Source organism: Thalassoglobus sp., assembly GCF_048270125.1.
In the GTDB taxonomy this organism is placed as follows: domain Bacteria; phylum Planctomycetota; class Planctomycetia; order Planctomycetales; family Planctomycetaceae; genus Thalassoglobus.
Window position 1 is genome coordinate 1 of the sequence record NZ_JBLWTN010000005.1, and the last position, 20,427, is coordinate 20,427.

Genomic DNA, 20,427 nt, shown 5'->3' on the forward strand with positions numbered 1-20,427 from the left:
GATCACCCGCTCCCGTAAGTCCGTTGAATATGCTTTCGCCATCAAATTCTTCCTTGAAAGCGAGCCCCACACAACCAATAGACTAAATCACCAATCACCTCAAATCTACTGAAAAACTAAAAGAAAGATGCTCTAGAGCATCTTTCGAATTGGTATGCAGGATCTGCCTCGTGGCGAACAGCATTTTTCCTAGAGAAATACGTTCTTCATGGGCACACGGTAGAGCAAACTGCTCTAGCTCTAACAAAACCTGCCGTGGACTTGAGATCCCTGTGAAGCACAACGACCTCAGGGGTATTGTTAGCGGTTCTAAGTCACTCAATCTATAATGGAATCAGAACCTGAATCAGGCCTCTCTTCAAGGGATTGAGAAATGAGTGGCGACGCATCAAACCAGGCTGATGACTCGACTCTCCCTTCACACTTGAAGTACGGGGCCATACGCAGTATGACCCCCGCAACCAACACAAGAATCTTTGTCAAAGACAACTGTCATGGCTCAAAATTACATCATGTCCATCGAAGGTCTCACCCGGATCTACGATGAAAAAGCAGTATTAGAGAATATCTGGCTCTCCTTTTTCCCCGGTGCAAAAATCGGTGTCTTGGGAGACAACGGGTCCGGGAAAAGTACGCTCCTGCGGATTATGGCAGGAGAAGACAAGGACTACATGGGTGAAGTCCGCCCTGCCAAGGGAATCAAGATTGGCTATTTCCGACAGGAGCCGCACCTCGACGCTGAAAAAACAGTTGATGAGTGTGTCGCAGAGGGTGTAGCGGAGTCGCAAGCCATTCTGGATCGGTATAACGAAGTGAACGAAAAGTTCGCTGAAGAAATGACCGACGATGAGATGACCGCATTGCTCGAAGAGCAAGGCAAATTGCAAGATCAGATTGATGCGGGCAATTTGTGGGAACTGGATCGTATGGTCGATATGGCAGCCGATGCACTTCGCCTGCCACCTGGCGATGCCAAAGTCGAGCACCTTTCCGGGGGAGAGAAGCGACGGGTGGCCCTGTGTCAGCTGTTGTTGCAAAGCCCGGACATGCTACTGCTGGACGAACCGACAAACCACCTCGACGCAGAGTCCATCGCCTGGCTGGAACGCTATCTTCACGACTTCAAAGGGACTGTTGTCGCGATCACACACGATCGTTACTTCCTTGAAAATGTGGCCGGCTGGATTCTCGAACTCGACCGTGGTCATGGGTATCCCTACGAAGGGAACTACACAGCCTGGCTGGAACAAAAGCAGGCTCGTTTGGCAGTCGAACAGAAGAAGGAAGAACGCCGACAGCGTGTACTGAAGCAGGAACTTGAGTGGGTCAAGATGTCTCCCAAGGCGCGGGCGACCAAAAACAAAGCTCGTCTTGAGCGATACAACGAACTCGCCTCACAGGAATTCGATGAACGAGACGGCGCAGCTCAGATTCAGATTCCTGTCAGCAAGCCACTTGGAGATCTGGTCGTTAAAGCGGAAGGGCTCTCCAAGGCTTACGGGGATCGTTTGCTGTTCGAAAATTTGAATTTCCGATTACCTCCTGGTGGTATTGTTGGCGTTATCGGTCCGAACGGTGCGGGAAAGACGACGTTGTTCAAGATGATCGTCGGGGAAGAAAAACCGACCAACGGAACGCTGACGATCGGCGAAACGGTCGATCTTTCATACGTCGATCAATCGCGCGATGCTCTCGATCCCAAAAAGACTGTTTACGAAGAAATTTCCGGGGGGCATGATCAAATTCTTGTCGGTAATACCAAGATCCACGCTCGTGCTTACTGCGGACGATTTAACTTCAAGGGGACGGAGCAACAAAAATTTGTTGGCGACCTTTCCGGTGGAGAACGAAACCGTGTCCACCTCGCCAAGCTCTTGAGAACTGGTGGAAACCTGTTGCTGCTCGATGAACCGACAAACGATCTGGACGTTGAAACCCTCCGCGCACTCGAAGAAGGTCTGATGAACTTCGGCGGTTGTGCTGTCGTCACCTCGCACGATCGGTGGTTCCTCGACCGCATCGCGACGCACATTCTCGCTTTCGAAGGAGACAGCCAGGCCTATTGGTTCGAAGGAAACTACAAAATGTATGAAATTCAGCGGCGGGAACGTCTAGGTGAAGACGCGGACCGTCCTCATCGGATTAAATACCGTCCGATTAAACGCTGAATTTTGCGAGCATTAATTGTTTGAGCGAGTCTCACAACTTGTATGAGCGATCTCTTCAACTACGAACATGTTCCGCACCCATACCGGGATGGTTATAGCGTCCTCCCGCGATTGCGGAAAATTCCTCGTGAAGAGATCTTTCGCTATGAACCATCGCACTTCCAACGCTGCCTGACCGAAAAAAAGCTGGCCAGAGAGTCGCAAATTTTCGAAGTCGAACAGCGGTTGAACGATAATCTGCGTGAAGCGGTTCGGGTGTTCCTCTTGCAGGAATATCCGATTCCGCTCAATCCGGCAGCTTCACTGGGAGAAGTGGTCGAACAAATGCAGGAAGATGTCGTGATCCACGCCCTTGAAGGTGAGGACGATTGGATGGCCTACGGGCATGTCTGTTTGCCGAGCAGTTGGCGGCCTGAGGAGAAAATTGGTCAGCACTTGCGCTCGCTGCACACACCGATTCCGGGGATCAATCTCAACAACAGTTCGCAGCTTGTCGAGACCATGGTTCATCACGGACCATTTGAAAGATTTATATGGAGCGTTGTGTTTGACGACCGGCTCAACTTTCATCCCGACATTCCCAAGACGCCGTTTGATGTCAATAAGCCAACCGTCTATGTGAAAGTCGAACGACAAGTCACCGTTGGTTTTCCAGAACAGTTCGGCGGCCTTTTTTTGCTGAGTGAGTCTCTACTTAACGAGGATGAAATTGATCGTCCCGCGCTGGCAAACTCAATCCGCAAGATGAACGACGCCGAACTTGAGTACAAAGGGCTGATCGACTGTGCGGCAGAACTCGTCAACTGGCTCGAATGCACATAGCCCATTTTCAATGGTCGTCGTCCCTGTGAAGTTTGCTTTGGTGACTTTTTAGAGCAGTTTGCTCTACCGTGTGCCCGTGAAGAACGCGTTTCATCAATAAAAGTGCTGTTCGCCACGAGGCAGATCGCGTGTGCTGATTCTTCAGAGGTCGCCGCAGCTGTCTGAGAGACGTTTTCCAATTTGCTTCTGGTAGCTTGCAGACAGCTTGATGATTGAAAGATTTACGATTTCGCCGGAGTTCTTATCTCGTGCAAACAGGTGTGACAGCTAGCTGTCACACCTGCGCCGAAACTGACTGTATCGCTTGAATAATGCAGTTGGTTCTTACACGAGTGAGTGATTTCATGTCAGCGTCCTTTCTTGATTCCAAATCTCCATCATCCCCTCTGAATATTTCCAATGAACCCGACTCATCCGCGAGGTTGCCTTCCTCGGAGTCCTTAACAGCAGCACCAGTATCGGCAGTGCCAGCGTCGGTGGTTCTATCGCCTGCACCTATTGAACATCCGCCCGTGATCACTCGTGGAGAACGCCAACTCCCTGTGTTTTGTCCGCAGTGCGGGACACGAATCGAAATCCGCAAAGGGCTATGTGGAAATCGTTTGATTGATGCAATTCTCTTGCAGGCAGAGCGGCTTGGAACCGAGCTGGAATGCCAGCGCTGTCAGACTCGCTTCGTGTTTCAAAAACTCGCAGATATCCCTGAAGCTAAACGAGAACGGAATAAGCAACAGGCATTCGCATCCAAGTACTGAAGCGAGCTGGTCCCGTCTGGAAGTCTCCGCGATGAAGCGTCAGGAACTAAGATCGACATGACTTGGACTTCGCCACTTGCTGTACTCCTTCAAGTCTTTGTTGGAGAGTGGTGTTGTCGGCAAGAAGTCACTTCCCGCAGCTACTTTCCGATATGGACTTCGCTTCGACCAGAAGAGTCTGCAGCGGCTCGTGACATTCCACGGGTATTGAATTCGGTGACGATGTTTCCGTCCTTGTCAATCGCGATGATGCCACCACGGACCTGATGTTTCTTTCCGTTCAAGATATCCTGGACCGCTTTTTTGAGTGAGTCACCCCGATAAGCCATGCGAGCGGAGACATCGTATGCGACAGCGTTTCGGATATAATCTTCACCGATGCCTGTACAGGAGACGCCGCATGTTTCATTGTCGGCGAACGTTCCGGCACTGATGATGGGGGAGTCTCCAATGCGACCATACTGTTTATTATTAAGGCCCCCTGTTGAGGTTGCAGCTGCGATGTTGCCATGTCGATCCAGGGCGACGCATCCGACAGTTCCCATTTTGTCTGACTCTTTCTGCTTTGCCTGTTTTTGCGTTTCGTGGAGCCTCTCTCGCTGGTGATCCGTGGAGAAGTAGTCATTCGAGACGCGTTGGATTTTCGGGTCGTCTTTGAATTGATCCGCGAACTTTTCTGCTCCGTCGGTCGCAAGCAGAACGTGTGGAGTCTCGGTCATCACTCGCCGAGCCAAAGAGATCGGGTTTCGGACAGTTTTTACGCCTCCGACTGCTCCGCCCGAACGATCTCGCCCATCCATGATCGATGCATCGAGTTCGTGTTGTTCAACCGCATTGAAGACCGCCCCTTTGCCTGCATTGAAATAAGGCGAATCCTCAAGAATGCGAACAACGGTTTCGACCACATCAAGGCTGCTCTCTCCTCGCTTGAGCATTGCGGTTCCTTGATCGAGGGCCTGCTTGAGGACCTTCTCCCGATTCTCAATCCACTCTTGCTTTGAAGGAATTCCTCCAGCGCCACCATGAATGACCAGAGCGAATTTGTCGGTCATTTTGACTTCCTCTGCATGCACTGTCGAAGAGACAGAAGGAAGCAGACAGAGAGAAAACAGTATGCCCCAGAATATCATGGCACTGTCGAACGCTGCGGAAATTTTCATCATCAGGCTACCCGGTGCGATTGAAGAGAATTTGTCCGATCCTGGTGCAGTTTGCTCTCCTGTGTCTCGGGCAGATCCTGCAAACCACTTCGAAAGATCTATTGTGCAGCAGATCGACGAATTCAACAAGACTCAAGCAGGTGTGAGCGGTTCAGGTATTCAATCGAGTTGAAACAGCTTCGCGTACTCTTGCCGGAATTTTCGTAGCAGGCGTGATTTTATTGAGATCACTTCGACGCAGTTCCGCTGGAATTCACTCGCAACCTTCTCAATCGGTTGATGATCCAATTCGACACGGGAAAAGATTTTCCATTCCCATTCTGAGAGACTCTCTTTGAAAAAGGTTAATGCCGAGTTGTAAAGTTGCTTCGTTTCATTTTGAACGACCGCTGCATCAACTTCGTGGACGATGCTAGGGAGGACAAGCTCAGACTCTTCAGGCGTTTCGGTTTCCGCGTTTCGCTGATCTCTTTCTTGGTTTTGAATCCGCTGCTGTTGCTCAATGTCGTCCATGATTTTTTTGTGAGTCAGACGAGCCAGCCAGCTGTGAATCGTGTCGGTCGAGTCGGTGGGCTGAAAGGATTGAATCCGCTGGTAAACATGCAGAAAAACATCTTGACCGACTCGCTGAGATGCCTCGGGAGTCAGTCCTTGTTTACGAGCCCAGTGGTAGATGAGCGGAGTGTAGAGCGACACGAATGTCGACCAAGCTGTCGGGTCATGTGATTGTGCGCGAGACAATAAACTCAACGAAGTATCCAACTACTTTACGGAATGACTCGAATACCCGTTCACATTCTCTGCTTATAGATCAACATCATCATTCTTGGCGCCCAGCTGAGAATATCTTTGGTCTATCATCTTCATTCGATCGATGTCTTTCAACTGTACACGAATTCCGAACGGAATTGGATCCATGTCCGATAATTGTCGGAGTGAAAACACGAATCAGTGCTGGCTGGCAGAAAGATTAATGCAGCATATCACGAAAGGTGACCCGGATTGAGGCATGATGAGCTCAAAATGTCCTTTTGTATGCTGGTCGCTTCTTACCCTCTGCCAAACACCTGAGAGATAAAAAAAGCGGCGACACTTCATGGAGTGTCGCCGCTGATGGGTTTCGATTTGACCCCGTTGCTTTACTTGCCGAGGCATGCCAGTGCAGTCAGGGCAGCGTCGCGAACTTCTGGAGTGTCAAATTCGGAGACGTGTTGCAGGTCTCCCAATGCAATGTCAGCATGTGTTCCAAGACCGCCCAAACTTAAGGCGACTGTGGCTCGCACGTCGGCATCTTCGTTTTTCAAGGCCTCTTTCAATGCCTTGGCTGCAAACTCAGCCCCTGGTTGTCTCACACATCCCAACGATGCTGCGGAGAACAATCGATTCTCACGCTGTTCGTCATTGAGTCCTTTCTGCAGGACTTCGTATGAGGCCATTGTTTCTGGGACAATCCGTGTGAGTGCTTCCGCAGCGTGGAGACTCGTGAGTGAGTCTTTCGTGTCACGTAGGCGTTCCAGGTCAGCCACGGCAGGTGTTGCTTCGCTTCCCATTTGTCCGAGTAAATATGCGGAAAGTCGCAGGACGTTTACGTCCTCTTCCTGAAGCAGGCTCTGTAAATGTCGGACAACATCGGCATTTGCACCTTCGATGTCATGGACGGTTCCGGCAGCATGAGCACGAACGAGAGGGTCGGTGTCATGAAGCAAAGCTCGGACTGCGGGAGACGCGGCACGAGCGTACAGTCCCTGATCTCCAAGTTCGATCAATCCGGCAATTCTTTCGGTCGGCTGTTTGCTGTCGAGAAGCGAGACGACTTGAATCAGCTCGTCAGAGGCATCGGCGTCGCACAGTCGCTGAACGGAAGTTGCCTTCCATTTTGATTTTCGTTCTTCGAAAACTGGATCCAGTGATGGAGCGTCTGACTTAACAGCCGTCACAGTTGGCTCTGAACTTTGTTCTTGTCGAGTCGTTTCAGCGGCTGCGATTTCAACAGAGGCTTGATTACCGCCCGCTTCTCGTGATGTTTGTGATGGCTCAGCGGAGCCGGTTTCAAACACATCGTTCCACCATTTTCGCTCTTTGATGTCCTGAGCGGTAAGCAGCTCATCGCCGAACGATTTCCCTTTTCCGGGCTCCAAGGCCACTTTCTTCAGGACTTTCTGTTCCGAGATGACAGGTTTGTCGAGAGCGACTTGATCAGACTCTTTAGGGTTGGTTGTTGCAGCGTTCGCCCATTCAAATGCACTCGGTGTTGCTCCCGGAGCGGGACGTTCTGCCACCTCGAACATTGGAGTTGTCTTCCTGGTGTCCTGTGGAAGCTGATCTTCCAACTGGCGACTTTTCTTCGTCAACACTTCTTCAGCTGGCTGCTTGGGGCGTGTTGTCGACTTTGATGCCAATGTCGGTTGCTTGCTGTTTTTTTGCTCAGCAATCAAATCTGCCGGAGATTTATTTCGACCGGCTTTTGAATACTGCGAACTCCTCTCAGACTGTTTTTCTGACGAGGCAATTGAATTCGATTTTGAACCGTATTTTTGTGAGAGTGCTACGATTCTTTGTTGAGCGTCCACGTTCTGTGGGTCTTGCTCGGCGATATGCTGGTACAAACGCAATGCCACTTCAGGCTTTCCGTTTTCCTCATATCGTTTTGCCGCCTTGAGTAATCGCTCAGAGCGATTTTCGGCAACTTGTTCATTTTGTGAAGCAGCCGATTTTGTACCAACCCAAGATGGTTTGGTGGCACACCCCGAAACCGCAAGAACTACTGGCGCAATTAATAGCGCTATCTTCGAAACCTGACGCATCCTTGCCCCCTCTATGGTGCAGAAACACCCGGGAAACGGTGGAAATCCCCCCCCACCGCCAAGTATCTATGGCACACGATGGAATTTGTGTGTGTTAACTAACCAGTTTTATCGGCGGGACACTCTCAACTCTTGTGGTTGAATTATCGAAAAAATCCTCATAGGAGGGGAAAGTTGATCAATCGTTAATGGGTCTTCCGCCGATTTCGCCGGTCTTGAGGTACTTCGGTCCCGCAAGTGGCGGATGCGGCTGATTGGGATCGGTCGCTGAAGAGTTCTCGCAGGTGTATTCACTCTGTAACAGCAAAGAGATGAGCTCCAACCGGCTGATCGTCCCTATCAGTTGAGTCCGATCAACCACCGGAACACGAGGATGAATGTTCTCACAGAGGATGTTTAATGCCTTTTCGAATGAGTCCTGAAGCGAAAGCATCGTCGAAACTGGAGACATGATCGTGGTGATAACTTTCTTTCGACACAAGCGAAGAGAATGGTACTTGAGGAAATCGTAATCCGGCACGACGCCAACCAGGGCGTTCTGCTCATTGACAATATAAACCTCGGAAACTCTCGAATCCAAAAGGAGATTTTCCGCCTCCCCGATTTTCGTCTCGGGCAGGACGGTGACCATATGCGTGTCAATCACACTTTTAATGAAGAGTTGAGGCATCGGGCTCTCCTGCGGTCGAGTGCATTCTGTACCCGTGAAGAACGTGATTCCATCAGGGAGAATACCGTACAGCACGAGGCAGGACGCGTACATCGTTTTCGAAAATGGTCTCGAACACTTTCACAGACCCGGCAAACATTGAAAATGTTCCTAGAAAGAGATCGGCTCATCAGCTGTATTAACAATGGGGCGATTGGCAAAATTTGCGAGGTCGCGTCGATTTCTGACGGTTTATTCCGGCGCAGGTGAGATGACTGGAGAACCGTTCAATCACATGAAGTGGAGACCAAACGCCCAAAGCGGAGGCTAAAAACCAAGATTGGAGATGCTTTAAAGCGTGAACAAGAGTTCCGAGATCGGTATGATGACAAACGCTGTTTCAGTTTTTTAGAGGGGATTCGTTTCTTGTCGCCAAAGGACCGTTCTGCAGGTTTTCATCTGTGGTCTCTTGGTGTTTCCTGGCGCACACCTCGGCTGAGGTGGAGCACAAATGAGTCGACAGCGCAGCGTGCGCTCAGAAAATATGAGAGAGACTATGTATCACTTCCTTGTGAAGACACAGATTTTCCTGATTGTATCCACAGTCATTCTTCATGTTGCAGGCACGGCTCCCCTTGCAGCCGAGCAGCCTCAGCGTCCGAATATAATCGTCATCATGGCGGATGATTTGGGGTATGGGGACGTTTCCTGTAATGGAGCAACGGAGCTGACGACTCCGCATATCGACCAGCTTGCCGCTGAGGGGATGCGATTCACGAGTGGGTACTGTTCCGCGTCAACATGTACGCCGACCCGGTATTCATTTCTGACCGGAACCTACGCCTTTCGGGGGAAGCGAACCGGGATCGCTCCGCCGAATTCTCCGGCAATCATTAAGCCCGGTACTGAGACGATTGCGTCCATCTTACAGCGAGGCGGATATGCAACCGCTGTGATTGGAAAGTGGCATCTCGGATTGGGTGGGGACGAGGGACCGGATTGGAATGGAGACCTGAAACCGGGACCGCTTGAAATTGGGTTCGACACCTGCTTTTTGTTGCCGACGACCAATGATCGTGTCCCTCAGGTTTATGTGCACGACCATCGTGTGCCGAATCTTGACCCTGCTGATCCACTGTGGGTCGGGACAAAGAAGCCGAGTCCGGATCACCCGACCGGGATTACTCATCGTGACACTTTGAAAATGGACTGGTCACATGGGCACAACTCGACGATTCACAACGGGATTAGCCGAATTGGATTTTATACCGGTGGTCATGCCGCTCGCTTTCGTGATGAAGATCTGGCGGACAAGTGGATCGAGAAGTCGAACGAGTTCATCGCGAAGAATAAAGAGAAGCCGTTCTTCCTGTTCTTCTCGTCGCACGATATTCATGTGCCACGCATTCCACACGAACGATTTCAAGGGAAAACGAAACTCGGTTTTCGTGGCGATGCGATCGTCGAGTTTGACTGGTGCGTTGGCGAGTTAATGAAAACGCTGAAGGAGCACGACCTCGAGGAGAAGACTCTCGTTGTACTCTGTTCGGACAACGGGCCGGTTCTTGATGATGGCTACAAAGATGATGCTATCGAGAAAAATGGCAAGCACCGGGCAGGTGGTCCGTTCAGCGGTGGGAAGTATAGTGTCTATGAAGGGGGAACTCGTACGCCGTTTATCACCCGCTGGAAAGGTCACATCAATCCGGGTGTGAGTGATGCACTCGTTTGTACAATCGACCTGGCTGCAAGTTTGGGAGCCTTGGCGGGACAAACAATTCCCGAAGATGCTTGTCTGGACAGCTTCAATGTGCTCGATGCTTTGCTTGGAAAGCCATATGCGGGCGGCCGAGACCATCTTGTTCAGCAGGACAATGGAGCGAGTGGAACGTACGGACTCCGTGTCGGCAACTGGAAGCTGCACCGCTCGGATCGTAAGCGAGCCAGAAACGTCAACGTCGAGGTCGAACTCGCAAACACTCCGGTTCCACAGTACCAACTCTTCCAGCTCGACAAAGACCCCGAAGAAGCGAATGACGTTTCTGAAAAATTTCCGGAAGTTGCACAGCTCCTTCAAAAGCAACTCGCGAAGATCATCGAAGATGGCCGGACGCGAAAACCGTGAAGCTCAAACGAGCTTCAGGAGTGAGATTGGCCGAAATTCGGGGGCTTCGTTGTCGGAATTGCCCCCGACAGCCAGGGCCAATTCCAAATCACGGCGATGATGTACCGTGTCGGCAATCATGCTGTTTCGCGTTTTGCTCACCAGGAAGTAGCTGGAAGTAGAACGTAAAGGCCAATGTTGGATTTGCTCCGGATGCTCTTTACGCCGGCCTGCGATGTCGAGACAATGAGGCGGACTCAGGGAGCATTCTTTCAAACTTGGATGATCCACGAAGTTTTCGAGGCGATTCGTATCTTGTTTGAAGAGTGTACGTTAAGAAGAACCTCCAGTATCACATTGTGCAATGAGGCCGTAGAGCGATCCCTCTTCAGCCCATAAATATCCCGAGCTAAAGGTTTTCCGGGTATGAACCCCATTGAGTTTTCTTGTGAGAATCCCGTCAAGGTGGCTGTCGGGGTGATCCTCGCGATTATGTTCGGCACGCTTGCGTTTCTCGCAACTCCTGTGCAGCTGACTCCTGATGTTGCCAAACCTGCGATCACCGTCACGACAGCTTGGCCGGGGGCCAGTGCGCAAGAGGTCGAGCGGCAAATCATCGATGAGCAGGAAGAACAACTTAAAGGAGTCGAGGGGCTCGTCGAATTCAAAAGCGAAAGCAAGGATTCCGTCGGCACAATTACTCTCGAATTTCCTGTCGGGTTTGATCTCGCATCTGCACGAGCAAAAGTCAGCGACAAACTGAATCAGGTTCCCGAGTATCCTGAAGATGCCTCTGAGCCGACGATCACGGAAGGTGAGCAAGGGGGAAACTTTATTGCCTGGATCATTCTCAAGCCGATCCCGCCAACTCAAGAAGATGTTCAACAGTTTGTCGTGAAACACCCACATCTGGCGGAGAAGCTGAAAGTCTTCGCGGAGGGGACGCGCGAAGCGGACTTGAGCGTTTTGCATAAAATGGCTCGTACCGAGCCGGACGTCCAAAAACTTCTCGATGGACGACCTGACCCCACGAAGATGAGAAAGTTCGCGGAAGATTTTATCGAAGCTCGATTCGAACGTGTCCCGGGAATTTCGAATTCGAACATTGTCGGAGGCCGCGAACAGGAATTTCGGATAGTTGTCGAACCGACTAAGCTGGCAGCTTATCAACTCACGATCGCTGACCTTCGTCGTGGTTTGAGTGGTGAAAACAAGAACACGTCTGCGGGTGACCTGTGGGAAGGAAAGCATCGACACGTTGTTCGTACAATCGGTCAGTTTGACACACCAGAGAAAGTTGCCAACACCATTATCGCGATTCGCGGTAATTCCCCGGTGTATGTGAAAGACGTCGCTACCGTCGGAATCGACTATAAGAAACCTGATGGAATCGTGCGGCAGAAAGGGGTCTCGGGGTTAGCGATCAATTGCGAGCAAGCTCCCGGAACGAATGTTCTTGAAATTATGGGCCCTCCGGAAGCCGAGCTCGATATTGATGGTGACGGGACGATTTCAGAACTCGACCTGGCAGAAGCTCGCAAGGTACATGGAGACTGTTTGCGAATTGCGATTGCGGAACTCAACCTGGGCGTGCTGGCTCAACAGGGAGTTTATATTGAGCAGGTCTATGACCAGACGGACTACATCTACGCTGCGACCGATTTAGTTTCTCAAAACATTTATGTCGGTGGAACGCTCGCTGTGCTCGTGTTGCTGATCTTTCTGCGCAGCCCGCGCAGCGTGATCATCGTCGGGCTCTCCATTCCGATCAGTATCATAGCATCGTTTCTTTTTATTCGTGGCTTTGGGCGAAGTATTAACGTCATCAGTTTAGCTGGGATGGCGTTTGCGGTGGGGATGGTGGTTGATAACGCGATCGTTGTGTTGGAAAACATTTACCGGCACTATCAACTGGGCGAAACTCCACATGTCGCTGCGATTCGTGGTGCGAAAGAAGTTTGGGGAGCCGTGCTGGCCTCTACGTTAACGACACTCGCGGTGTTCGTCCCGGTCGTCTTTGTCGACGGGCAGGCGGGGCAGCTGTTTCGTGATATTGCGATTGCGATTAGTTGTGCCGTCGGGCTTTCACTCATTGTTTCGGTCACTGTCATACCGGCTGCCTCGCAGCGAATCCTGAAAAAGATCTCTCATCCATCTCCCAAGGATGCGCCCAAGAAACCGAAAGGTTTCTTTGCATGGCTCGTTGATTGCTTTGCCAACCTGATGAACCGGATTCTCACCATGCCGGGGAATCTGATCGTGCGGCTGGGGATTGTGGCTCTGTTTATTTCGGTCACGTTGTTCGGGGCATGGATTCTCATGCCGAAAACAGAATACTTACCGGAAGGGAATCGAAATCTTGTTTTTGCAATTCTCCTGCCTCCTCCGGGATACAACCTCGATCATATGATCGATATCGGAAAAGGAATCGAATCGGAGCTTTCACCTTATTGGGAAGCAGAGCCAGGTTCAGCCGAAGCAAAGGCGCTGGATGGTCCGCTCATGAAGAATTTCTTCTTTGTGGCTCGTGGGTCAAATCTGTTCATGGGGGCTTCTGCGAGAGAAGAATTGCAGGCCGGTGACATGGTTCCCGTGATGCAGCGAACTGCAGGCAAAGTTCCGGGGATGTTTGCGATTGTTGCACAGTCGGGACTCTTCTCAGGAGGCCTCAGCGGCGGGCGGGGAATTGATGTCGAGATTTCCGGGCCGGATATGTCTCGGCTGAATCAAATCGGGCAAGATGTCTTTCAGCGGACGATGGGGATTGGACAGTATCAGGGAAATGCAGTCTTTCCACCTGATCAGGGACATCAGGCACAGCCGATGCAGAATTTGGAATCGACAAATCCTGAGCTGCTGATTCGAGCCAGACGCGAAGCTGCCGCAGATTCACAAATTACCACCGCTGATCTTGGTTACGCGATCAATGCACTTGTCGACGGAGCTTACGCGGGTGATTACTGGCACAACTCTCGTAAGATTGATCTCGTGATTTACGGTGCCGATGAATTTTCGAGGCAAACTCAAGACCTCAAGAACTTACCGCTGAGTACCCCGACCGGGAAATTGGTGAACGTGGGAGCGGTCGCAGAAATTTCTTCAATCGGCGGGCCGGAAAGTTTCAAGCATGATGAACGACAGCGTTCGATTGGTATTCAAATTAAACCTTCGCTGACGATGCCGTTGGAAACCGCCATTGAGAAAGTTGACCGGGAAATTCGACAGCCACTTCTCGAATCACCACTGATGGCAGGTGGGCAATATCAAATTAAATTGGCTGGGACATCCGACGAGCTGAGTGAAACCCGACGAGCGATGCAAGGAAATTTACTGCTCGCTCTGATTATCACTTATTTGTTGATGGCAGCGTTGTTTGAATCTTTTCTGTACCCCGTCGTCATTATGACCAGCGTGCTGCTGGCACTCGTGGGAGGGTTTGCGGGACTGGCGTTGCTGAATCTCTTTATTCCGCAATCTCTCGATATGTTGACGATGCTCGGGTTTGTGATTTTGATCGGAACCGTGGTCAACAATGCGATTCTCATTGTGCATCAATCTCTGAATTACATGCGAGAAGATGGCATGAACGACCGCGATGCGATCGTAGAAAGCGTTCGTACACGTATTCGTCCGATCTTCATGAGTACATCGACAACCGTTTTAGGAATGTTGCCTTTGGTGCTTCCGCTCCCAGCCCGCACACTGGATGGATCGTGGGCACTTCAAGCAGGAGCCGGAAGTGAGCTCTATCGTGGATTGGGGAGTGTCGTGTTGGGTGGGCTCATCATTTCAACGGTGTTCACACTCATTCTGATCCCCGTCGGTTTTAGCTTGGCAGTCGACTTGAAGAAAAGTTGGAACTGGGTCTTGGGACGTTCAGAACAGCCTGTCGAACGTCAAACACAAAAGCAACTCGCCACCCAAAGTTGAAGGTGAAATTCAAAATGAAGAGTGAGGGAGCACGCCTGGCACATCGAACGAGTCTTCCATTGGTGGGGATCGTCGTGCTTTGCGTCGCTCAACTCGGCTGGGGTGACGATCTTCAGAATCGATACTTTCAGGGGTTGCGAGATCGGGGTCTCTATTTAATCGCAGAAGATTACGCTGTCAGTCGTTTAAGCACCGATCTGCTTCTCCCTGATGAGCGTGCGATTGTCACCATTGAACTGGTGCGAACACTCACCGCTCACGGAGGGGTTTCGTCACCTGAGCAACGGGATGAACTTTGGAACGAAGCAGAACGGTTGTTAAAGCAGTTCTCTGAGAGTCACAAAAACAATCCTCGCCTCCTGGAAATTCAGGCAGAGCAAGCACTGCTCCCTGCCCGGTTCGGAGATGAACTCGCTTGGGAACTCCAGATCAACCCGGTCAACCAGAAGTTGGCGACGGCAACTCGTGACGAATTCTCCAAAGCGATTCAAAAGATCGGGAACGTTCTGGTTGAATTTGATAAAGCCCCTGAGAAACCCAGCCCAAGTGACCTCGCAGATGGGGCACTCACCCAAGCGGAAAGAGTCGATTTAAGGCAACAGCTGGAGTTCTACCTCGTCCGTTCCAAATTCTTTTTGGCTCAGACAGCACCGCCTGGACCTGATCGAACTGGCCTCTTTCTCGATGTTGCTGATGAGTTTGATGCCCTCTCCAAAAATCGCCCCGAGTCGAAGTGGACCTTCAAAGCCCGCAAGTTTCTCGCAACACTCGCTCGGGATCGTGGAGATTATTCTCGCGCAGATTCGTTGCTTCGCTCTCTTGCTCGGAACGCAGCTGAGTATTCAATGCAGGATGAAATTTTGGCTGAACAGGTTCGCAGTCAATACGATCAAGGTAAGCTCGACGACGGCCTTCGGATGATCACGGATCAAATTCAAAGCGGGCATCCGTTGGGGGATGAAGTTCGATCTGTCGCTGTCGAAGGATTGTTGAAAGCCTGGAAAATTGCGGGCGAGAAGGGCCAGGCAGATTTTCAGAAAGAGCTCCTCGCAGAAGCTGAAAGCCATCATCAACGGACACGTGGTAAATGGCAAAAGCTGACCTACGCCAAGCTGAGTCAAGTTCAGCAGAATCTCAATCTCGGCGATGAACTGGCGACTCTCGTTCGTCAAGCACAATGGAATTACCACAACGGCGACCTCAAGCAGGCGATTCAATTTTTCCAAAACGCAGCTGCGCTGGCTCATCGACAAGGGAAGTCGGACAACGCCATTGACTATGCGTTCACCGTCGGCTCAATTCAAATTCAGCAAGAAGACTGGCCCGCTGCCGCAAAAACATTTGAAGACATCGTTACCAATTTTCCTGATGCTCAAAAGTCACAAGATGCAGGCTTGATGAAGTGTTATGTGCTGGGCAGAATTTATCTGCAGCGACCTTTGCAGGAAACGCGAATTGCTTATGAGGCAGCTCTTTCTAAGCAGCGAGTTCAGTTTCCCAATACCCCTTCAGCAATTGAAGCAACATGGATGCTCGCAGTTCACAACGAGCAACGTTTGCAATGGACCGACGCGATCGATTTGTACCGGGAAATTCCGGCCGATCATCCTCGCTACGACACCGCAACCTTACGGATTGTCATTCTCTATGAGAAAATTCTGACTCGACTTAAAGAGCTCAACGGTCCTGTCGAAGTTTGGGAAGATCAGCTACTCGAAGAAATCGTACGAATCGAGGACCACCTCCCGAACCACAACGTACTGGACTCGATGGAGCAGTGCCAAACGGCATTGCGAATCGCACAATTGCTGCTTCAACACCGCGATCGTTGGTACAGTGTCGCCGATCATTGGCTGAAACGAATCGAGCAAACCGTCGAAGCTCAACAGCGAGAAGCAGCCCTGCGAAATGCAAAGCTTGATCCTTTGTGGACTCAAATACAACGTGCCACTTCGCAACTGAGAATCGTTTCTCTGGCTGGTCAACAACGATTAGGCGATGCTCGCAAGATCATGCTGCAGTTGGAGCAAACAGATCCATCGACCATGTTGGGGATTCTTCTTGGTCTGACTGAAATGACCTCGAAAATTGATCCGCTGCGTCAAGTGGAGATGGGACATTTACAACTGGAAGCCATCAATCGACTGGAGCAATCGAGAAGCGAACTGACTCCGCAGCAGCAACGCATGCTCGACGACAGCCACGCCGAAGCGTTCATTGCGATAGGGAATTTGAAAGAGGCTGCCGAAATCTACGCGAAGCTGATCGAAAGCACTCCGCGGAACGAACGACTTCTCCGGAAAGTGATCGCGGTCCTCCTCAAGCGAGGAAAGGCGGAAGACTTACTGGAAGCACGCGACTGGTGGAAGCGCATCGAACAGTTACATAAACCGGGCGAGGCAGATTGGGTTGAAGCTCGTTTAGAGATTGCAAAAATTGACGTACGTGTCGGCGAAAAAGAACAGGCGTTGAAATTACTCGGTGTGACGAAAACTCTTTATCCTCAACTGGGAACTCCAACGCTGCGGGAAGAGTTCGATCGATTTCTTGAAGAGTTGAAATCTCAGTAGCTTTCGTGAGATCCAGCACCGAAGAAGTTCTTTGAAGCCGTTCTCGAACTGGGGTGCGCGTTCGACATGGGCAATCGGAAAGGCAAACGGTAGAGCAAACTGCTCTACCGTCGCCTCCATTAATTTCTTGCAGGGACTTTCATTCCTGAAAACGGAGCCACGGACCACCGAAGTAACAGTCTTCAACTGTGGTGCTACAGGTATTCGTTAATCAGGTTTTCGATCCATTCCTGTCGACCGGAAGTATTGGGGGCTGCTTCACCTTTTTCGAGCATGTAGGCTTCGAGGTCAGCGAAGGTCGCTGTCCCGGATTCCACTTTGGCTCCGATGCCTTCGTTGAAACTGGAATAGCGGTCTTTGACGAAGTCGTTCAGAACACCATCAGCTCGAATCGCCGCCGCGATTTTCGCTCCACGTGCGAATGTGTCCATGCCGCCGATGTGTGCGTAGAACAAGTCAATCGGATCGAAACTTTCACGCCGAACTTTGGCGTCAAAGTTTGTTCCACCAGAACCGAGCCCACCTTGCTCAAGCAGGACCATCATGATTTGAGTGGTCATGTAAATGTCGGTCGGGAATTGATCGGTATCCCATCCAAGCAGAAGATCGCCTGTGTTGGCGTCGATTGACCCGAGTGCATCATGAATCCGAGCATACTCGAGTTCGTGCATCATCGTATGTCCCGCCAATGTCGCGTGGTTTGTCTCGATGTTCAGCTTCACGATCCCGTCGAGTCCGTTGCGTCCGATGAAGTTCAGGCAGGCGGCAGCGTCGAAGTCGTATTGATGCTTGGTCGGCTCCTTCGGCTTTGGTTCGAAGAGGAACTGTCCATCAAAGCCGATTGACTTCGCGTGATCGTGAGCCATGTGCATGAACTTGGCAAGGTGATCAAGTTCGCGATTCATGTCTGTGTTGTACAGGTTCATGTAACCTTCTCGGCCACCCCAGAAGACGTAGTTTTCACCACCCAGAGAGTGTGTGACTTCGATTGCCTTCTTCACCTGAGCAGCTGCGTAAGCGTAGACATCTGCATTACAACTTGTCGCTGCTCCGTGTAGATATCGAGGATGGCTGAAGAGGTTGGCTGTCCCCCAGAGAAGTTGAATCCCGGTCTCTGCCTGCTTCTCTTTCAGCTTGCTGGCGATGGTGTCAAAGATCTTGTTCGATTCTTTGAGACTTGAACCTTCGGGGGAAACATCGCGATCGTGGAAACAGTAGTAGGGAGCTCCCAGCTTCGAAATAAACTCAAATGCGACATCAACCCGTTTGAGTGCATTCTCAACTGAATCGGTCCCGTCGTCCCAGGGCCGGCTCAGGGTTGGAGCTCCGAAGGGATCGCTTCCTGTTCCACGAAATGTGTGCCAATAGCAGACGCTGAAGCGGAGTAAGTCCCGCATCGTTTGGCCTTCGATGACCTCTTCTGGATTGTAGTGCTTATAGGCCAGCGGATTCTTGCTGCCAGGGCCTTCAAATTTGATTTCAGGAACGTCTGGGAAGTACTCGGCCATCGGAGGAATCTCGCTCGAAAGAATGCAATTCTTGAATTGACGATACGGATCTGTGAAGAGATGGAGTCTAGCCGAACCTGAAATGAGAAAAAAGCAAGTCGTTTCTCAGCGATGAAGAACGAGTCTCTCAGAGAGAGAGGGGGGACATTTTAACACCCAGCAATGAGAACTGACTCGTTTGTACAGGGCAAACCTGATATTCGAGGTTGCCTTCATCCATCTGGCATGGGAAAATAGGAGTAGTTCTCTCAAACTCTGAGGTGCGATTTCATGATCGACTGGCAGACAATCTGTGCATTACTCGTCGTTGCTGTGGCATTGATCCACATTGCAAGGATGACGATTGCATTCCTGAGAGGAGTCAGGACGTCATCATCTTGCGGCAGTTGCTCATCCTGTCCAAGCAATTCAGCACCAGCTGCGAATTTTGTTGAATTCGAAATTTCAACAAAGCCTTAATCGAACGAACTGCTTGTTCGAAGTTGTTTACGCCAGAATTTCTTTGACCGGGTGTTGTTCTTCGACTCCGGTGAGGCGGACGTTGAGGCCTTGGTGTCTGTAGCTGAGACGGCGATGATCGATCCCGAGAGTGTGCAGGATCGTGGCGTTCAAGTCGTGAATATGGACAGGGTCTTTGGTGATGTTGTAGCTGAAGTCGTCGGTTTCACCATGTACAACGCCACCTTTAATTCCACCGCCAGCCATCCAGACAGAGAAGCAGCGGGGATGATGGTCGCGTCCGTAGTTCTCGCGAGTCAGCTTACCTTGGGAGTAAACTGTACGTCCGAATTCGCCGCCGAAGACCACGAGCGTATCATCGAGCATGCCTCGCTCTTTGAGGTCTTGAATCAGTGCCCAGGCAGGTTGGTCAACATCACCGCATTGTTTCGGTAAGTCTCCACTGATATTGCCATGTTGATCCCAACCACGATGGAAGATTTGTACAAACCGAACATTTCGCTCAGCCATTCTTCGAGCGAGTAAACAGCTGGCTGCAAACGAACCTGGCTTCGAGACGGCATCTCCATACCTTTCGAGCGTCGCTTTCGTTTCTCCAGATGTATCGATGAGTTCGGGAACTGAAGATTGCATGCGGAAAGCCATCTCAGCCTGTTCGATGCGCGTGCGAGTTTCAGGATCACCGATCTGTTCATATGTCCGTTCGTTGAACTGCTCAAGTCGATCCAGCATCCGTCGGCGCAACTCCATGCTCACTCCCGGAGGGTTTGAGAGGAACAAAACGGGATCTCCTCCAGAGCGAAGTGCGACACCTTGATATCGACTTGGCAGGAACCCTGATCCCCAGAGTCGATTGTAAAGTGCCTGAGCCTGTTGACGTCCCGACCAGGAAGGTGTCATCACCACAAATGATGGGAGGTCTTCGTTAATAGAACCGAGTCCGTAACTGAGCCAGGCTCCCAGACTGGCTCGTCCCGGTAATTGATTCCCGGTGCAAATGTATGTGATTGCCGGGTCGTGATTGATCGCTTCGGTGTGAACAGATCTCACAATCGCGATGTCGTCGACCATCTTCGCTGTGTGCGGAATCAGTTCGCTGAGCCAGGTTCCGTTTTCACCGTACTGTTGAAACTTGTATTTCGAAGGAGCAATCGGAAATCGCGTTTGGCCAGAGGTCATCGTTGTCAGGCGTTGGCCATTACGAACCGATTCCGGTAAGTCAGTGTCGAAAAGTTCATTCAACTTCGGTTTGTAGTCGAACATGTCGATTTGACTGGGAGCCCCCGCCGCGAAGAGGTAGATCGCTCGCTTTGCCTTCGGGGCAAAGTGCGGAATTTCTGGAAGTCCAGGATTGCCGGACGCTTCCACTGATGTGTTGGGCATTAGCGAAGCCAGAGCTGCCGTTCCCAGTCCGAGACCAGTTTGTCCAAAGAAATGACGTCGAGTCAGCTGTTGAAAATGCTTTTCAGCGGGGTGCATGGCGTGTCATCCGTCGTAG

Annotated in this window: 13 protein-coding genes; 6 read left to right on the top strand and 7 right to left on the bottom strand. The window is 51.0% G+C overall.

What is annotated here, in order from left to right; translation table 11 throughout:
* The first annotated feature begins 494 nt into the window (after positions 1-494).
* The 3 genes from ettA (at position 495) to ACN0YR_RS07810 (ending at position 3,745) form a co-directional block, all read left to right on the top strand.
* Positions 495-2,168, top strand: a complete 1,674-nt coding sequence (ettA, locus tag ACN0YR_RS07800; protein ID WP_417848643.1) for an energy-dependent translational throttle protein EttA — start codon at positions 495-497, stop codon at positions 2,166-2,168.
* A gap of 42 nt (positions 2,169-2,210) precedes the next feature.
* The gene (locus tag ACN0YR_RS07805) at positions 2,211-2,990 is read left to right on the top strand and encodes a heme-dependent oxidative N-demethylase subunit alpha family protein (RefSeq protein ID WP_417848644.1); all 780 of its coding nucleotides are present in this window, start codon (positions 2,211-2,213) and stop codon (positions 2,988-2,990) included.
* 512 nt (positions 2,991-3,502) lie between these two features.
* Positions 3,503-3,745, top strand: coding sequence for a hypothetical protein (locus ACN0YR_RS07810; RefSeq protein WP_417848645.1), 243 nt, complete (start codon positions 3,503-3,505; stop codon positions 3,743-3,745).
* Between the two features lie 140 nt (positions 3,746-3,885).
* On the opposite strand, the gene ACN0YR_RS07815 is transcribed toward ACN0YR_RS07810, so the two are convergent.
* From ACN0YR_RS07815 to ACN0YR_RS07830, 4 genes are all read right to left on the bottom strand, one after another.
* Complete coding sequence (locus tag ACN0YR_RS07815) at positions 3,886-4,797, bottom strand: isoaspartyl peptidase/L-asparaginase family protein (RefSeq protein ID WP_417848646.1); 912 nt, start codon at positions 4,795-4,797, stop codon at positions 3,886-3,888.
* Positions 4,798-5,064: 267 nt separating this feature from the next.
* Positions 5,065-5,655 (bottom strand): sigma-70 family RNA polymerase sigma factor, encoded by a 591-nt coding sequence (locus ACN0YR_RS07820; protein ID WP_417848647.1) that lies wholly within the window; start codon positions 5,653-5,655, stop codon positions 5,065-5,067.
* 389 nt (positions 5,656-6,044) lie between these two features.
* Entirely contained in the window at positions 6,045-7,523 is a 1,479-nt protein-coding gene (locus tag ACN0YR_RS07825; RefSeq protein ID WP_417848648.1) for a HEAT repeat domain-containing protein, read from the bottom strand.
* Positions 7,524-7,887: 364 nt separating this feature from the next.
* On the bottom strand, positions 7,888-8,379 hold the full coding sequence (locus tag ACN0YR_RS07830) for an HPP family protein (protein ID WP_417848649.1): 492 nt from the start codon (positions 8,377-8,379) through the stop codon (positions 7,888-7,890).
* A 535-nt stretch (positions 8,380-8,914) separates the two neighbouring features.
* Here ACN0YR_RS07830 and ACN0YR_RS07835 point away from each other — a divergent pair.
* Entirely contained in the window at positions 8,915-10,483 is a 1,569-nt protein-coding gene (locus tag ACN0YR_RS07835; RefSeq protein ID WP_417848650.1) for a sulfatase family protein, read from the top strand.
* Between the two features lie 3 nt (positions 10,484-10,486).
* Here ACN0YR_RS07835 and ACN0YR_RS07840 read toward each other — a convergent pair whose 3' ends face one another.
* Positions 10,487-10,753 (bottom strand): hypothetical protein, encoded by a 267-nt coding sequence (locus ACN0YR_RS07840; RefSeq protein WP_417848651.1) that lies wholly within the window; start codon positions 10,751-10,753, stop codon positions 10,487-10,489.
* 135 nt (positions 10,754-10,888) lie between these two features.
* Between ACN0YR_RS07840 and ACN0YR_RS07845 the strand changes: the two genes are divergently transcribed.
* On the top strand, positions 10,889-14,392 hold the full coding sequence (locus tag ACN0YR_RS07845) for an efflux RND transporter permease subunit (protein WP_417848652.1): 3,504 nt from the start codon (positions 10,889-10,891) through the stop codon (positions 14,390-14,392).
* A 14-nt stretch (positions 14,393-14,406) separates the two neighbouring features.
* Positions 14,407-16,962 (top strand): tetratricopeptide repeat protein, encoded by a 2,556-nt coding sequence (locus ACN0YR_RS07850; protein WP_417848653.1) that lies wholly within the window; start codon positions 14,407-14,409, stop codon positions 16,960-16,962.
* A gap of 194 nt (positions 16,963-17,156) precedes the next feature.
* Here the strand turns inward: ACN0YR_RS07850 and xylA are convergent, their stop codons facing one another.
* Positions 17,157-18,470 carry a xylose isomerase gene (xylA, locus tag ACN0YR_RS07855; protein ID WP_417848654.1) on the bottom strand — a complete coding sequence of 438 codons (1,314 nt, stop codon included), beginning with the start codon at positions 18,468-18,470 and terminating at the stop codon, positions 17,157-17,159.
* Positions 18,471-18,956: 486 nt separating this feature from the next.
* Entirely contained in the window at positions 18,957-20,408 is a 1,452-nt protein-coding gene (locus ACN0YR_RS07860) for a DUF1501 domain-containing protein (protein ID WP_417848655.1), read from the bottom strand.
* Positions 20,409-20,427: the final 19 nt, after the last annotated feature.

Bases quoted from the DNA above. Each gene is read 5' to 3' on its own strand.
- ACN0YR_RS07805 (WP_417848644.1), top strand. From the start codon at position 2,211: ATGAGCGATCTCTTCAACTACGAACATGTTCCGCACCCATACCGGGAT.
- xylA (WP_417848654.1), bottom strand. From the start codon at position 18,470: ATGGCCGAGTACTTCCCAGACGTTCCTGAAATCAAATTTGAAGGCCCT.
- ACN0YR_RS07860 (WP_417848655.1), bottom strand. From the start codon at position 20,408: ATGCACCCCGCTGAAAAGCATTTTCAACAGCTGACTCGACGTCATTTC.
- ACN0YR_RS07850 (WP_417848653.1), top strand. From the start codon at position 14,407: ATGAAGAGTGAGGGAGCACGCCTGGCACATCGAACGAGTCTTCCATTG.
- ettA (WP_417848643.1), top strand. From the start codon at position 495: ATGGCTCAAAATTACATCATGTCCATCGAAGGTCTCACCCGGATCTAC.
- ACN0YR_RS07830 (WP_417848649.1), bottom strand. From the start codon at position 8,379: ATGCCTCAACTCTTCATTAAAAGTGTGATTGACACGCATATGGTCACC.
- ACN0YR_RS07835 (WP_417848650.1), top strand. From the start codon at position 8,915: ATGTATCACTTCCTTGTGAAGACACAGATTTTCCTGATTGTATCCACA.
- ACN0YR_RS07815 (WP_417848646.1), bottom strand. From the start codon at position 4,797: ATGACCGACAAATTCGCTCTGGTCATTCATGGTGGCGCTGGAGGAATT.
- ACN0YR_RS07845 (WP_417848652.1), top strand. From the start codon at position 10,889: ATGAACCCCATTGAGTTTTCTTGTGAGAATCCCGTCAAGGTGGCTGTC.